This window comes from Hymenobacter montanus, assembly GCF_014699115.1.
Lineage (GTDB): Bacteria > Bacteroidota > Bacteroidia > Cytophagales > Hymenobacteraceae > Hymenobacter > Hymenobacter montanus.
The window spans coordinates 1-16,259 of record NZ_JACXAD010000042.1 but is presented as its reverse complement, the minus strand read 5'-3'; the positions used below and the strand labels follow the sequence as shown (position 1 = coordinate 16,259).

Genomic DNA, 16,259 nt, shown 5'->3' with positions numbered 1-16,259 from the left:
CAACGCCGCCCATGCCCGGTCACTGATTTCATCCAGATTGCTCACGAACCCAAAGATAATTGTCCGTACAGCCTAGGGTAATTGGCTGCCATAACGGGCCGCCAGAGGCTGGTTTACGCCAGCACCTGGTACACCACGAAAGCTGCGGCATAGGCCAAGCCCGTCATGTACAGCAGTTGCGCCAGCGGCCACTTCCAGCTCTTGGTTTCACGGTACGTCACGGCCAGCGTGCTCATGCACTGCATGGCAAATACGTAGAACACCAGCAGCGAGAAGGCCCGGGCCGGCGTGAAGAATGGCTGGCCCTGTGCGTCTTTCTCGGCGCGCAGCTTTTGTTGCAGGGTGCCCAGGTCGGCATCCTGCCCCACACTGTAAATGGTGGAGATGGTGCCCACAAAAACCTCCCGGGCCGCGAACGAAGTGAGGAGCGCGATGCCAATCTTCCAATCGTAGCCCAGGGGCCGGATGACCGGCTCCAACGCCCGCCCGAAGGAGCCCGCGTAGGAGTTTTCGAGGCGCACCGAGGCCACCCGCCGGCTCACCTCCGGGGCGGTCCAGCCCTGGCTGGCAGCCTGCTGCCGCACCTCGGCTTCGGCCGTTTGCTGCCCCTGGCCGGGGCCGTAGCTGGCCAGCACCCACAGCAGCACCGAAATGGCTACAATCACCTTGCCCGCTTGCAGCACGAACGCCCGCACCTTCTGGTAGATGGTGAGTCCCGCGTTCTTCCAGCGCGGCCACCGGTACACCGGGAACTCCATGATGAAGTAGCTCCGCTCCCGCGCCTTCAGCACCTTTTTCAGCACCCAGGCCGAGCCCAGGGCCGAGAACAGCCCCAACAGGTACAGCCCCATCAAGGCCACCCCCCGCAGGTTGAAAAGGCCCCCCACCGCTTCGTCCGGCACCACCAGCGCCACCAGCACCGTGTACACCGGAATGCGCGCCGAGCACGACATGAGCGGCGTCACAAAAATGGTTATCATTCGGTCTTTCCAGCTCTCAATCGTGCGGGCCCCCATGATGGCGGGCACCGCGCAGGCCAGCCCCGAGATCAGCGGCACTACGCTTTTGCCGCTTAGCCCAAACGGCCGCATGAGCTTATCCATCAGGAAGGTCACGCGGGCCATGTAGCCCGTTTCCTCCAACACCGCCAGAAAGCCAAACAGCAAGGCAATCTGCGGAATGAAAATCAGTACGCCCCCCAGGCCCGCCAGCACACCCTCGGTGAGCAGCCGCACCAGCGGCCCGTGAAAATTGTCCTGGATAGCCGCGCTCAAGGCCGAGATTCCCTGGTCAATCCAATCCATGGGATACTGCGCCCAGGCAAAAATGGCCTGAAAGAGCGTGAACAGGATGGCCAGAAAGATCAGGTAGCCGCCCACCCGGTGAGTCAGCACCTTGTCGATGCGGTTGCTCACCGGCTCGCGGGTCTCGGTGCGGGTTACCGTCACCGTTTCGAGCAGGATTTCGTTGATGCGGGCATAGCGCGCAATGGTCTCCGCCGCCTGCTGGGCCGTGGCGTCAAACCCGTAATGCTGCGTCAGCTCCTGCACGTAGGCTTTATCGTCGGCGCTCAGGAAACCGATGTGGCGGTACTGTTGCGCGTAGTGCAGGGCTAGGTAGTCGTTGTGCAGGTCGAAGTAGTAGCGGATTTGCCGCACCAGCGGCAGCAGCTTTTCGTCGGGCTGCCAGAAGCGCACGGGGGGCGCATCCAGGCGCTGGGCCATCACGATTTTGAGGGCCGCGATGCCGATACCATTGCGGGCGTTCATCGGAATGATGGGCACGCCCAGCTCCCGCTCCAGGGCCGGCAGGTCGACGTTCACGCCGTGGCGCGCGGCCACGTCCATCATATTCAGGGCCAGGATGGCCGGCAGGCCGAGGTCGCCGAGTTGGGTAAACAGCAGCAAGCTGCGGCGCAGGTTGCTGGCATCGACCGTCACCACCACGAAGTCGGGGTAGCCAGCGGCGGCTTTATCGTAAAGCAGGTCGGTAATAACCTTCTCATCCAGGCTCTTAGGATAGAGAGAGTACGTTCCCGGCAAGTCCACAATCTCGGCCCGCTGCCCCGGCGTGAGCTGCGCAAACCCCGACTTGCGGTCCACCGTCACCCCCGGGAAGTTGCCAACCTTCTGATTGAGCCCCGTTAACTGGTTAAATAAGGACGTTTTGCCACTGTTGGGGTTACCAATGAGCGCGATGCGCAGCGGCCGAGTGCCCACTGGACTAGTTTGCGCCGCGGTGGGCGCTGCTACCGCCAAATTACTCCCTATCGCCGCCATACGCTGCGCCCTATTCTTTCAGCAAAATGGTAGCTGCCTCGCTGGCCCGCACCGACAGCGTATATTCTTCGTCGCCGAGTACCAGCATCAGCGGGTCGCCCAAGGGGGCACGGCCACTCAGGCGAACTTTCACTCCGGGTACACAACCCATTTCGAGCAGCTTCAGTGCCATCTCGGGGTCCTCGAGGCAGCAGATTGTGCCGGTTTCGCCCACGCGCAGGTCTTTGGCAGTGCGCCGAGCGGCGCCAGCAGCGACGGATTGAGCGGAACGACGGAACAGAGCCACGGGCACGAAAGAAAGCGGGTGCTTATTTAGAAAGAATACAAACAAAGGTACGTCGGCAAAAGCTTTCCGGCCGTGTTTGAATTACTAACGCCCGAATTTTTAGCCTTAAAAGAATCCTTTCTGCCTGTTTCTGTGGATTCAGTAGGTTAGCTCATCGAGAGGGTATTGTATGTGCTAAATTTTTCTAATACCTTTCTGCCTTGAAATTTATAATTTTGTCCGTTCTATCACGCTCATTATGTACAAACGCATACTTTTTATAGCACTATCCGTAGTGGCGGTTGTCACTACGGCCCGGTCTCAGCAAGCTCAGGTTAAAGGGGTAATTATCGACAAGGAGACCAAGGAGCCACTGCCTTTTTCTTCCATTGGGTTGAAAAACGAGCAAATTGGTGCGCTAAGCAATGAACACGGACAGTTTATTGTGCCCGCGCCGACCAAAAGTGCCGAGGATTCCCTCATCATCATTGCCCTGGGCTATGCCCGCCGGGCCGTGTTGGTGAAGCGCGGCGTAAACGTGCCGAACATGACCATCGAGGTCCCCAAGCGGGCCGTCGAGCTGAGCAACGTGCTGGTAAAGGCCGGTAAGGTTAAAAACCTCGGCCTCGGAGCCCGGGCCAACAGCCCCGGCGAGGGAATGATTCAGGGTCTGCCCGGCAGCCAGTACGCCTTCTTTGTCAAAAACGACAAGAAAAAGAAGCTCGGCAACGTGCGGACGGTCTCGTTCTACATCGGGGAGCATGGCTTCCCCCGCGAGCCCTTCCGCGTGCGCCTCTACAAGGCCGATGGCAACTACAACGCCCCCAACACCGACCTGCTCACCGAAAACGTGGTCGTCTCGGCCCCCCAAGGCGGGCAGTGGTACACGGTCGACCTCACTCCCTACAACATCGTGGCGCCGGAAGAAGGGTTTTTCGTGGCGATGGAATGGGTAGTAAGCGGCGACAAGTTCTTCACGACCAACTTCATGGATGACTACACGCCGTATGGCCAGATCATGCGCCCCACCTTCGAATTCAAGGAGAGCCGCACCTGGAACTACTCCATGGGTAAGGGCTGGAGCCTGATCACGGCGGCCAACGGCCAGGGCCTCCGCTACAACGCCATGATCAAGGCCGAGGTTGACATGATTAAATAAGCCGCCAGCCGCTAGGCTGAAGTACCAAAGATCATAAGGTGAGCCCCTGAGCTCTCAAACGGCCTGGCCCTAAAGCCAGGTCGTTTTCATTTTAAAGGTCTCCACCAGCCGTCAACCGATTAGTCTTTTTTCGATTCTGCTCTGATTATGCCGGTTGTTTGCCGGGCAGTGATGGTTACTACCCTAAGCGATTAAGCGCCCCACTTATTTAAAAGGCATTTCGCATAAGGTTCTAGAACCTAGAGCTAAGACTCCAGTGAAAGGCCGGTTTTGGGCTAAAAAGCAATGTTTTGGGTTCTGAGCTCTAGGTTCTATGTTCTAACGCAGCAACCGTCGAAGCAGCAAAGGCACACCACCTCTCAGCCACTATGGTAGCAAAGCAGCACACCCTATTTAGTGCGCACGACAATTTCTACCCGCCGGTTTTCCTGCCGACCAGCCGCCGTGGCATTCGACGCGACGGGAGCTGCCTCGCCCATGGGCTCGACGCTTATACGGGCCGCGTCAATACTGCCGTTTTTAACCAGATAGCTTTTTACTGCCTCGGCGCGCCGCTCGCTCAGTTCCTTATTGTAGCCTTTGTCGCCGCGCGAATCAGCAAAGCCCATCACGCGCACTTGACTGCTGCCGTAGCGCTGGCCAATAGAACCGGCAATCTGCTTGAGAACCTCGGTGGCGGCGGGCTTTACCTCGGCCTTATCAGTATCAAACAGCACCTTCTCTTCCACGCTGTACACGTTGTAGGTGCTGTCGCCACGTACGGTTATGCCAGGCAGGCTGATTTCTTTGAAAGTAACGGCGGCTAGCTTGTCCTTCGTCAGGTCCCAGGTGTCGTTGACGGCACCGGCTGCAACCCCCGCTGCGGTTTTGCCATCGCGATACACCACAGCCGTATCAGCGGTAGCCTCCTGAGGCTGGTCTTTCGTTTCAGGATTCTTCAAATTATCGCAACCGGCCAGAAAAATCGCGGCCGCTAGCAGGGAGAAAATGGGCTTAATCATAGAAGTAAGTTCATAGTTAAGGGAAGTATTTGTTGCCTTACGCAATACAAGGCAGCTATGTTATTTTTCAGGGACAGTCTATTTTAGGGGAAGGATTGCCTTTAAGGCTATTCATTGCACCCATAATCTAGCTTGATCATAATAAATTCACACTTACAGCAGTAATTCATCTTAACAGCAAAAGGTACCCGGTACCCCATTGGGTGAGCTTAGTTAGGTAATTATGGCGGTGTTGTGGCTTGGAATTTGTAAATTTGCCAGGCTACCTTCCATTATCTCATATTTGGCAATGATGAAACGCATACATTTTCTGGCTTTATGGGTTCTGTTGCTGCTTCCAGCGCTGAGCTGGGCGCAGGAAAACCGCATTACCGGCCGCGTTGTAGACGCAAAGACCAAAGACCCTGTTCCTTTTGCGTCGATTGGTCTGCGCGAAGAAGGCACGGGCGCGCTGACCAACGAATACGGCTATTTTCAATTAGCGGGCCTGGAGAAGACCAGCCGGGACTCCTTGATTATCATGACGCTGGGTTACGAGCGCACAGCCGTAGCAATCAAGCGTGGCAGCACCGAAGACCTTATTATCGAGCTAAAGAAGCGGGTTATTCAGCTGAGCGAGGTAAAGGTTCAGAGCGGCAAATACCGGAACTTAGAGCTGGGCTCGAAATCTAACAGCCCCGGCGAAGGCATGATCCAGGGCCTGCCCGGCAGCCAGTACGCCTTCTTTGTTAAGAACGATAAACAAAAGAAGCTCGGCAACGTGCGGACGGTTTCTTTCTACATCGGGGAGAATGGCTTCCCCCGCGAGCCCTTCCGCGTGCGCCTCTATAAGGCCGATGGCAACTACAACGCCCCCAACACCGACCTGCTCACCGAAAACGTGGTCGTCTCGGCTTCGCGCGGCGGCGAGTGGTACACCATCGACTTGAGCAGCTATAACATTCCGGCTCCGGAGGAAGGCTTCTTCGTGGCGATGGAATGGATTGTGGGGGGGGATAAGTTTTATACCACTAACTTCATGGACAACTACACGCCGTATGGCCAGATTATGCGTCCCACGTTCGAATACAAGGAAAGCCGTACCTGGAGCTACACCATTGGCAAGGGCTGGAACCTGCTGACCCTGGCCAACGGCCAAGGCCGCCGCTACAATGCCATGATTAAAGCCGAAGTCGACATGGTGAAGGAGTAAGCCGCGACGCGCTGAAAGCCGCGCTAAGCTTCCCAAAAGGCCTGGCTTCGAGCTGGGCCTTTTCGTTGGGGGTCACTAGCTATCTCAAGTTGCAAACTAGCCTCATCGCGGTCGTACCCGGTAGGGCAGGAGATTGATGGTACTTCAACGAGGCCCGGTGGTTGAGAGCCGCGTCGCGGCTCTGGATTGTCACGGGTTAAATATTCTACCAACCTACCGCCCTACCGGCACGACGCGGCTATTTTGCAACTTCGGTTTGCTATACAACACTGCACTACAACCTCTGCAGGAGGCTAGTACGAGGGCAGATAATGGCCTATTTTTTAGTCTGCGCCACAATCCATTCGCGAATGGCTTCCTGCGCTTCGGGCGAGAAGTTAGGTTGAGGCTGGCCGTTGAGCAGGGGCCACTTCGTCGGCTCGGGCTGAAAGAGATGATTCACGCCCGGCAGCTTTTTAACGGTCACATTTTTGTTCAGCTTCAGGCCCTTGCTCAGCGCCCCCAGGTTCGCATCAGCGTTGACGGCGAGGTCGGCAGTACCGTTGAGCAGGAGAACGGGGCAGCTCACGGCCGTGAGTTTATCGGTCGGGTTGAACGCCAGAAAGTAGCGATACGTAGGCGAGGTCATCTCCGCCGCGTTCGCCTGCGCCGTGGCGTTGTCGATGGCCGAATTACTCTGCTTCAGCATATTGGCCACAATGGCTTGCGCCTGGGCGTTGTCACTGGTTTGCCGGATGATTTCGAGCATGGCCTGCTGCCGCTTGGTGGCGGCCTCAATCTGAGCAGCGTCGGTGCCCAGCGTACGCAGGGTGGTAGCCTGCTGCTGCACCACAATCTCCCGACCGGGCAGGCCGTAAGCAGCCAGTGCCACCACAAAAGCGGGGGGCAAGGGCTGCGTCGCGGCTAACAACGCCACGTTGCCGCCTTCTCCGTGGCCCACCAAGCCCAAATGAGACAAGTCTATTTCCGGACGGGTTCGCAGGTAGTTCAGGCCCGCCTGCGCGTCGCTTACCAGGTCGGCGGTGGTTAAGGCCGGCGTGCCGCCGGATTTGCCCGTGCCGCGGTCGTCGAATCGCAATACGGCAATGCCGCGCCGGGTGAGGTAGTCGGCCAGGAGCCCGAGGGGCGCGAAGTCGCCCATCGTGCCGTCGCGGTCCTGGGGGCCGGCGTCGCTAAGTAGTACCACGGCCGGAAAGGGCCCCGGGCCGGCCGGAATGGTGAGCATGCCGCTCAGCCGGGCGTTAATGGTGAGGTTGCTGAAGGTGGCTTCTTCCTCGCGGTAAGGCGGGGTAAGACGCACGTTTTTCGCATTCATAGCCGGCACCGCCGTGAAGGTGAGCACCATGGGCACCTTAAAACCGGGCGATTGCCAGTTGCCGCTCATTTGCTTGCCATCGGACGATACGCGGCCGACGAAGCGGGTAGCGGCCTCCTCGGCGTACAACCGAACCGAATCGCCCTTCACATCGGCTTTGACGTTCATGCGGCTCACCTTCTGGAGCGGCACATCGAGGGTGCAGAAGTATTCGCCGCCGGTGAGCTTCACAAACCGAAAAATAACTTCGAGCTGCCCCCCCGGTACCTTCAGCGGACCTTTCCAAAGGCCGTCGAGGGCGGGTGGGGGGGCGTCGGCAACGCCCCAAGTTACTGGGGCCGGCCGGGTAGCAGCCGGGGCTGAAACAGCCGCGACTAAGCAGATGAAAGAAGCTCCTAGCAGGTGAACCAAACGTAACATATTGATTTTCAAACTAATGATTATTGCGATAAGCTTTGCTGCCCCTCTAATATATCGGGGGTGAATTATGCCACTGTAAAGTAGCAAAATAAATACCTTGCTAACATTAGAAGACTACACGATTAAAATAAAAAAGCTCCCATTGAGCTCTGCTTAGAAAACGGAGAATATAGCGTATTGAAGCTGTTTAGAAAATAGGCGTTGTTCAACAGAAAGATAAAGGACTCCCACGATACGGGCGAAATTTAGGGTGCGACCCACTTCATTTCGCCTGCTTCAAGGAAGTCCTGCCCAACGCTATTATTCGTCTCTGGATGCTGTCCCCTGAGCCACTCTCCCATTGGTCGCCCTAATCGGGTGGACCCGGTTGAGTTGCTCGAAGCCCTACGCTACCAACTCAAAACCGACTGCCAATGGCACTATGTACCGGTTAAACAGTTCTTCACCGGCGCCATCCTGACGTGGTAAGGCGTGTATATCCGGCTCAACAAGTGGCGCAAAGACGGGTCGTGGCAAACGATGTGGCTGACCGTATTTTACGGCGCAACAAGCACTGCTTGGATTGTTCCAGCGTGCAACACGACGGCCGCCACACGCCAGCCACAAACGGCGAGGCTGCCGTGCGCTATTAGGCCCGCACTACCACCCTGTTCCTGGCCGATACCCAAGGCCAAGGCCAGCCCCTGGCCTGTGCCACCCCGCTGTCGGGCAACCACCACGACCGCTACCGGCTGGCCGCCTTGTTTGAGGAGTTGTGCGTCCTACGGGAAGCGGCCGGCTTGTTTTTAAACGCCGATAGTGCCTTCGATACCCGTGACTTGCGCCAAGCCCATGCCGCCCGCGACATCGAAGCCACTATCGCCCGCCACGGAGTGGCCCCCACCGATAATCCCTTCATTCGACCCCGAATTCTATCGGTGACGCGCCCCGGTGGAACACGCTAACGCTTGGCTCGACAGCTTCAAAAGCTTAATCAGGTGCTACCAAATTAGCATTGGCAACTGGCTGGCCTTTCATTAGCGAGCATTTATTGGCCTCTTACTTGCGGAAAATCAACCCAAACCGACTTTATAAGCAGCTTCAATGCTCGGCGGCGGTGCTAAAGAAATGGAGTTAGATGCCACGCGGGGGATGTCCATTACCCGCGCCAGGCTCAGGGGCTTGCCATTGTCCTGGCTTTCGGCCTGGGCCAGACGCTCCAGGTTGGCATCAATCAGGTCCGCGATCTTGACTAGCAGGCGGCCTCGTTCCTCGGCCGGCAGGGCGCGCCAGGCCGGCAGGGCGGCTTCGGCCGCCGCTACGGCGGCGGCTACGTCGGCAGGGCCGGAGTCGGGAATCTGCCCGTACACCTGACCGGTGGCGGGTTCCATGTTATCGAGGTAGCGGCCCGACTGGGGCGGAATGAGGTAGCCGTTGACGTAGTTCTGGATGTGGAGCATAAGTCAAAGAACGGAAACTGGCTCCATCAAACCGCAAGTACGTGTCAGCTGGCTAGGCCACGGCTTATGGCGCCCCCTGTAGCTGGTTTTACCGGCTATTGAGATTAGGTTTTTATCGACCAGTAGGTCGATTACTGAAATCGCCTCGTGGTCGGATTGTACCTGAGGTAAGACACGCTGTAAATCCTGGTTGCACGACCGATACCACTACTCTCCCTTATGGCTAAGCCGTTACTTAAGAGTTTTACTGATCATTCAGGGTTCCCACTAGTTAAATGACAGCTAATTTTAAAGCCTTTAGAAATTGCCCACTTTTGATAAAATTTAACTATGCTGCTGTCAGGACGGTATGTAATAGGGGCTGGTGGATCACAGCCAGATATTTTCTTTATTGCAATCATCTTGCTTTGGTATACTGATATCCCTAAGAATCTGTAATCGTGACTGACTCTAGGATCATAAGGATCAATAAATATATTTCTAACATAGCTAGTGTCTTTTAGGTTACCTATTGTATAGAAAGCAGAAATAACATCAGTAGCTTTTTTGCTCTTTAGCAATGAGTCTATACCCGGCTCTTTAGAGACACATGAGCACATGAGCATTAATAATAGAGCATTTGCTTTACTTAGTAAATGCTTTTTCATTATTCAGCGAGTTTGAGTTGAAAATGGGACAACAAAAGACTTTGTTCCAGATATTATACCCCTATTATACTCACTCAATATATTCGAAAGACGCTCTTGAGACCAATATATGTATTTATCTAAGTCGCCTGAGCCACCTGTTGCTCCAGGGTAAGCTATAATATTGATTCCCCCATCTCTTAAGCATTTATAGGCAACGCTTGAGCAATTATTTCCAAATAAAGAATATTTACCTGGGTTTTGGGCAAACTTATTCAGCTGATATTTCAGTAATTGAACTTGAAATTCTGTTGTTATAATAGAATATGACTTTATAATATCACCCTTATAAATCGTATTGAATTCCTGCATGCTATTAATATGCATTTCTCCTCTGCTGTTAATTAAATCTCTTGCTGTATAATTTCCATCTCCATTCACATCAGTGGGATAATAACCATATACTAGATCATCCACCCTTATCGCTACATGGCCTACATCCATTTCTTTCTTCCAGATATAAACATCAACCCTGCTTGGGTTAGTATAAACGCTGACCGTGGTATAGTACATAGGATTCACCCACTTGCCATCATGCATAATAGGGTCATAGGTGCCATTTTTGGGATCATATTCGCGATAGCTCCCGATGTAGACAGAACTGGGCTGATAATGTGGTCGCCATACGCCTGTCGAGGGCGCAGAATAGGCTCCCCCACTGCCGAACGCCCCAGCGGGACCGTTTGCTCCCCAGCCGCTACTGCCCATGCCCATGGGGTAGCCCCCCTCGGAGACGCCCGGAATGTCTTGGGAAGGAATCAAATCGCCGTTAGGGTCATTGAAGTTGACCGGGTCGTTGGCCGCATACTGAAAAGGCGTCAGATCGGCATAGGCCTCGGCCAGCGGGTCCACGCCCCAGAAGCGCCCGATGGTGGGGTCGTAGGAGCGGTATAGCGTGCTGTAGAGGCTGTTCTCCGCCTCGAGCAAGTCGTCTTGCAGCTCTGCCCCCGCGTTGTAGCGGTCTTTGCTGGCCACGGGAGCCGGGGCGGTATTGACGGCCACGCCGGTCAGGGCCATGCCGAAGGGGTAGTAGTGGTTCTCCTGGGAAACGACCAGCCGCTCGGCCGTGGGACGGCGGATGGTGAGCGAATCGAAGTACACGGGCTGTGCGCCCTCATTGACCAGGCTCACCCGCAAATAGCCCGTGCCGGCGGCCACACTCGACAAGTCCACGTCGATGGCGTGGCTTAAGCTATGCCACTGCCCGTTGGCCGACCGCACCGGGGCCAACTGACTCCCGCTGCTAATCGGTTGGTGTTGCTGGTCATAGAGCGTCCACACCAGGTAGGCATTGGCCGGGGGTTGCCGGGGCCGGGCAGCCGTGGGCGCCGGGGAGGGGGGCGCCTGCTTTTTAGGAGCCAACAGGGCCGTTACAAGACCGGTTACCGTCAGTTGCAGGCCGGGCACCACGCGGGTGCTACGGGTCGCAGTTAACTCATCGCCCGGGCGCGACCCGGCGGGGAGTAAGGCCGGGACTAGAGCCCAGGCGGGAAGGGCCCGGCTGTGACGGTTGAGCAGCCAATCCAGATACTGCGGGCCATGCGGCGTGCTGTAGTAGAGTTTGACCTTTACCCGATCGCCGTGGGCCACGGGTACGTCGGTATACGGCGCCGCCTGCCCGTTGACCAGCGAGGTGACGTATCGGCCATGCTGCGCGCTCACCGCGTCGTCCCGGGTGGCGGCCACCTCGTGGAAGTAGGGGTAATCACCGTCGGGCTCACTGGTTTCGGCGCTCAGGCCGTTCACGGCTTCGCCGGGTTGGGCGCGAAAGGCTACCCGCAGGTTGCCCTGGTGGTCGCGCAGGTGGTACTCATACGTCAACCGGTGGGTGGCATCGGGCAGCACCAGCGCCCGGCCCTCGGGCGTCGGCACCCAGGCCAGCCCATTGGTGGTCGCCGAGGCTTCGTACACGAAGCCGTCGATGTAGTTAAAGGTGGTGGTTACCCCATTGGTGGACACGCTGCGACGCAGGGTGGCCCCGGCGGCATTGTAGTCGTAGGTGACCGTGTTGGCACCCACCGTCTGCCGCGCCACCTTGTTCAGCGTATTGTAGGCCAGCGCGACCCCCTTATTGCCGTCCCGGGTAACGTTGCCATTGGCGTCATAGGTGTATTCGACCCCCTCAAACACGTCGCGAAAGCCGCGCGATTGATCCGCATTGTCGTCGACCCAGTCCTGCCGGTTGCCTTGGTAGCTGAATATCAGGTCGTCCAGCACGACCCGTGGCGTGGTCGTCGAGGCTTGCGAATAGCGTTGCAGAGCCTGAATATTGCCATTGGCATCATACCGGATACCTTTTTCGTCGTAGGCCCCCGCTTCCAGCGACCAGGTGCCCGCCAGGGGGTCTTTGGCCGCGTACTGGGCCGCCGTGAGCCGCCCCACGCCGTCGTAGGCGAACTGGTAGCTGCGCTCACGCTCGGGGTGGTTTTGCTGGGCACTGTTATGCGATTTCCACCGCACAGCGGTCACGCCGCCATCAAACCGGGCGGTGTTGCCCAGGCCGTTGGCATTGCCTTGCTCGCGGATCAACTCCAGGCCGAATACATCGTCGGCCGGGTCGTTGACCTCGCGGGTGAGAGCGCTGTTATTAATATGGGTGAGTTGCCCGTGGAGGTTGTAGCGAAAATCCACCGATTGCAGGAAGGTCTGCCCACCCCGGCTGTGGAGGTTCTTCTCCATCAACTGTCCCAAGGCATTGTAGCGGGATTGGGCCACGAGCACTTCGCTGTCACGCACGCCTTTGAACTCGTGTTGCTGCCAGACTTCAGTTACGCGTCCGCGGTGGTCGTAGTTGAGGCGATTCAGGACCGTTACCGGCGATTGGATGCCCGTTTCCTGGTGCTTGATGGCGCGCTCCACCTGCGGCACAAAGCCTTTTTCGCGGTAGAGCAGCGTAGTTACGTCCGGCAGCGACGGGCTGGGATTGACCTGATTGTTGCTCTGCTTCTGGATAACGTTGCCGTATTGGTCGTAAAACACGACGGTGGTCAGCCACCCGCCGTACTGATTGTCGGGCTTGACGATCCGGGTGCGGGAGACCGTCGCCAGCCCGCGGGTGCGGCTGGTTCTTTCCGGTTCCTGGCCTTCGGCGATATACTGCGGCTGCGGGCGGTAGCTGTAATCGTCGGTTCCGGTGGCATCCGCATCCAGGTTGTAGTCATCGTAAAAGGTCTGCGACAACAGCCAGCTACCATTTTGTCCGTCTTGCAGCGGGGGGAAGGTGTTGGTGGTGGTATAGCCCTGGGCCGTGCGGGTCTCAAACTCGCTGGCCGCCCCGTTGGTGGCCGCGTGGTCATCGGCCATCAGCTGCACCTGCTCGCGGGTGCCGGCGTTTTGCCACACCCCTTGTACTACGGGCCGGTTCTGGGCATCGTACTTCATGAAATGCCACTGGCCAGCGGCCGCCCCATTGCCGTCCTGCACTAGAATCGGTCGGTCAAACGCATCGTAGCACATAACCGTCCACGCGGCTCCCGGGTTTTTTTTCTTAATCAGGCGGCCCCGGTCATCGTACACGTACTGGTAACACCACTGGTCCACGAACGACTGGTCGGTCGGATTCGTGAGGGGAGTATACGACCACTTCCGGAAGGTCTTCATGGCTTCCACCGCGGCGGGGGGAATGGTGTACGACAGATGCCCTACTTCGTCGTAGACCTGGTAGGTGTCGAGTTGTTGCGGAGAGCCAGAAGGCATGAGTTTGCGTTGCAATACTGGTCGGCCCATTAAATCCGCGAAGACCTCAACTACCCGGCCATCGGCATCGGTTGAAACCTGCTTGGTTAATTTGTCGGGGGCATAAAGGGCACTGCCATCGAGTCCCTGCCACAGATGAACCGCGTCGCTGCTGAGGTTGCTTTGGTAGCTGGCCGTAGTCGGATGCAAGGCCCAGGCCTGACCGGCGGCCGTGCTTTGTTGGAGGCGGCCCAGCATGGAAGGCTCGGTCACGGTGCTGCTATAAGGACGAGTGTCTTGCGCGATGTCCGTTCGCCCACTGTTGTAAAAAGTTTGTTGCTGGGTCAGCGCGTTGGCTTGGAAAAGCCCGGCGCCCGCATTCGTGTTATAGGGCAAGCGGGTTTCCGGGGTTTCCCCAGTCGCGTCATAGCTAATGGGTTGAATCACGTCGGTTTGCCCGGTGCTGGCGCGCACGCTCACTTTCTGAATATCCCGACCTAAGCCGTCCAGATAGGTGACGTTTTGGTTCCACTCTTTAGCAGGCAACTGATTGAGCTGGGTGGGATTGGTAATTCCTGGCTTTAAAACGTCCGTTATGCTAATGTAATTTAGCGGTTGGCCATTGACTGTTTGCCCCACCAGGGCATCGGTTACTTCGATCGGCTTGGACTCCGCGATTTCCGTTTGATACGGGATGCTTACCGTATAAAAACCTGGTTCATATACGGTAAGTTGATTTAAAGTGGATCGTGTGGGAACGATTACTCCGTTTCGCTTCCAGGTATACGACGTCGCGTTATCGGGAACTGCCTTTAGCGTTACGCCCACGACCGGTTGCAAGGGCACTGGCCCCGTTGGAACCGTGCCGGAGATTTGCGAATCGTCCACCACTTGCAGTTGAACCCGATAAACCACCACCGGCACCCTAACCCGGGGGCTTTCCTGGCAGAGGGTCGCCGATACATAGAAGTCCTGGCTGCTGGTCAGGTCGCCGGTTGTAAAGGACGGCCCCGTCGCCAGTGCCGGGGCCGCGCTGTTATTGGTTTGGTACCAGTTGTACGTCTCGCCTTGTCGGGGAGTCACCAACAAGGTAACCGGACCAGTTCCAAGGCGATCCGCACCGGTAGCGACTGGTAGCTGGGGGGCGTCCAGGACCCTGACCGTGAAGGTGAGCGGCGGGGTCGGGCAAGCAGTGCCGGGAATTTGGTAATTCAGCGTATAGGTAGCGGTCGACTGAGGACGCACCCGCTTGCTCCCGTCTTCAAAGACGTAAGAGTCCATAGCTGGCCCACTCCAGACGCAGTAGCGGGCACCGGCGGGCGGCTGCAGGATTAGGGAACTGTTATGACAAATAGTTGCCTCGGTCGCGGATACATTAACGGGCCCATTGGAAGGAATATCGACCAACGGAGTAATCACCCGCGTCGGAGCATTTATAACCGTAATGGTTATGGAGGCGGTAGGTAGAATAACGCTCCGCCCATTTGAGCTACAACCGTCCGCCTCCAGGTAGAGCGTATAGGTGCCCGGTATATTCCACGTATCGGTTCTACTGGTACCAATGGCATAATCCTGGTTATTATCCGTGTGCCAGTACCAGGTATCGCATTCATAGCCACTGTAAGAGGCGGAAAAGGTGGCGGTAGACCCCACACAAATTTGAGTGGGCCCGGAAATGCTTACCGTTGGTGGGGGGGGCGTTCCTCCCCTTTGTGCGAAAGCCTGCCCAGGCCCCCCCAGGTAAAGCAACAGCAATAAAGAAAAACGGCTGATGGTCTTGACGCAATGGGCAAGGGTATAGGTATTCATATGGCGTGGTAAGCAACTACTCAGACAACAAAAAGGCATTTGTACTATCTTAATTTTCGATATAAGACCCTACACGAGCTAGAGCTTCTGTAATGGGTGATTGTCGCCGTTGAGGAAATGGTTTCTTGTCCACAGCCCCTCACAACACAGCGAAAAGCTGTGGTTCCAGCGGTTTCCGTCGAAGCATTGAGCAGCAGGGTCGGCGTTGTTTTGCCTGATAGATTAAACCACTCTCCATTATTGCTCGCCGCTTGCCATTGATAGGTGTAGCCAGCAGCACAAGAGGCTTGACCAGTGATGGTGACCATGAACGTTGTGGTCAGGTCGGTTGGGTCGAACGGGAGTGGAGAGCCGCAGGAAGAGAATTTGATGGGCGGGTCCACATTACAGTCGTCGAGGCTAACCACGCCCGCCACGCAGAAAGTAACGGGCAGCGGGGCATGGATGATACGGACCGGCCGGATGGTGCTCAGCAAGCGCCCGTCGCTGGTTCGTACATACAGCGTAACAGAATAGGTTGCTTCCGTGCCCGTGACGGGAGGGAAAGTATGCGTCGCGGTAAATACCTGGCTGAAAGGGGTGGTGGCCGTACCATCACCAAAATTCCAGGCAATGCCCGCCGCATCCGCTAAACAAGGGCTGGTCGCATCAAAGGAAACCGCTTGGCCATCGACCACACTGCCAATGGAGAACTCCGGTTGCAGCTTGCCCCGCAAGCCCGCGACGGATTGCTCCACCTGTTTAGTAATCGAGCCGTTGTGGTCGCGAACCTGAGTTAAGTTGTTCGCGAAATCGTATTCATAGTATGTCGTGTTGCCGTTGGCCGAGGTTTCCGAAGTCTTCCCTTTCAGGGGATCATACGTCGTGCTCGCGGCCCTGGCGTCAGCTGGCAACAGTAAGACGTCATCCAGGGCGATGGCGCTACCGGAGAGCACAATTGTCGTTAGGCTGTACGGACAATTATCTTTGGGTTCGTGAGCAATCTGGATGAAATCAGTGACCGGGCATGGGCGGCGTTG

At 56.8% G+C, this 16,259-nt stretch carries 11 protein-coding genes; 3 read left to right on the top strand and 8 right to left on the bottom strand.

Features of this window, described 5'->3' with window-relative positions; translation table 11 throughout:
• Positions 1 to 113 precede the first annotated feature (113 nt).
• On the bottom strand, positions 114 to 2,279 hold the full coding sequence (feoB, locus tag IC235_RS21660) for a ferrous iron transport protein B (RefSeq protein ID WP_191007307.1): 2,166 nt from the start codon (positions 2,277 to 2,279) through the stop codon (positions 114 to 116).
• A gap of 10 nt (positions 2,280 to 2,289) precedes the next feature.
• The gene (locus IC235_RS21655; protein ID WP_317173636.1) at positions 2,290 to 2,565 is read right to left on the bottom strand and encodes a FeoA family protein; all 276 of its coding nucleotides are present in this window, start codon (positions 2,563 to 2,565) and stop codon (positions 2,290 to 2,292) included.
• A 238-nt stretch (positions 2,566 to 2,803) separates the two neighbouring features.
• On the opposite strand from IC235_RS21655, the gene IC235_RS21650 reads away from it, so the two are divergent.
• Positions 2,804 to 3,703 (top strand): carboxypeptidase-like regulatory domain-containing protein, encoded by a 900-nt coding sequence (locus tag IC235_RS21650; protein WP_191007306.1) that lies wholly within the window; start codon positions 2,804 to 2,806, stop codon positions 3,701 to 3,703.
• A 389-nt stretch (positions 3,704 to 4,092) separates the two neighbouring features.
• Here the strand turns inward: IC235_RS21650 and IC235_RS21645 are convergent, their stop codons facing one another.
• Positions 4,093 to 4,704, bottom strand: a complete 612-nt coding sequence (locus tag IC235_RS21645; protein WP_191007305.1) for an OmpA family protein — start codon at positions 4,702 to 4,704, stop codon at positions 4,093 to 4,095.
• A 292-nt stretch (positions 4,705 to 4,996) separates the two neighbouring features.
• Here IC235_RS21645 and IC235_RS21640 point away from each other — a divergent pair, with 292 nt between their 5' ends.
• The gene (locus IC235_RS21640) at positions 4,997 to 5,896 is read left to right on the top strand and encodes a carboxypeptidase-like regulatory domain-containing protein (RefSeq protein ID WP_191007304.1); all 900 of its coding nucleotides are present in this window, start codon (positions 4,997 to 4,999) and stop codon (positions 5,894 to 5,896) included.
• A 316-nt stretch (positions 5,897 to 6,212) separates the two neighbouring features.
• Here the strand turns inward: IC235_RS21640 and IC235_RS21635 are convergent, their stop codons facing one another.
• A complete protein-coding gene (locus tag IC235_RS21635) occupies positions 6,213 to 7,631 on the bottom strand; it encodes an alpha/beta hydrolase family protein (protein ID WP_191007303.1) in 1,419 nt (472 codons plus the stop codon).
• Between the two features lie 740 nt (positions 7,632 to 8,371).
• On the opposite strand from IC235_RS21635, the gene IC235_RS21630 reads away from it, so the two are divergent.
• On the top strand, positions 8,372 to 8,575 hold the full coding sequence (locus tag IC235_RS21630) for a hypothetical protein (RefSeq protein ID WP_191007302.1): 204 nt from the start codon (positions 8,372 to 8,374) through the stop codon (positions 8,573 to 8,575).
• A gap of 108 nt (positions 8,576 to 8,683) precedes the next feature.
• Here the strand turns inward: IC235_RS21630 and IC235_RS21625 are convergent, their stop codons facing one another.
• The 4 genes from IC235_RS21625 to IC235_RS21610 all read right to left on the bottom strand — a co-directional run.
• Positions 8,684 to 9,070, bottom strand: coding sequence for an aldehyde dehydrogenase family protein (locus IC235_RS21625; protein WP_191007301.1), 387 nt, complete (start codon positions 9,068 to 9,070; stop codon positions 8,684 to 8,686).
• Positions 9,071 to 9,321: 251 nt separating this feature from the next.
• A complete protein-coding gene (locus IC235_RS21620) occupies positions 9,322 to 9,717 on the bottom strand; it encodes a hypothetical protein (protein WP_191007300.1) in 396 nt (131 codons plus the stop codon).
• 3 nt (positions 9,718 to 9,720) lie between these two features.
• Entirely contained in the window at positions 9,721 to 14,712 is a 4,992-nt protein-coding gene (locus IC235_RS21615; RefSeq protein WP_191007299.1) for a DUF6443 domain-containing protein, read from the bottom strand.
• Positions 14,713 to 15,284: 572 nt separating this feature from the next.
• A partial coding sequence (locus IC235_RS21610) for a PKD domain-containing protein (RefSeq protein ID WP_191007298.1) occupies positions 15,285 to 16,259 on the bottom strand: 975 nt, incomplete at its 5' end.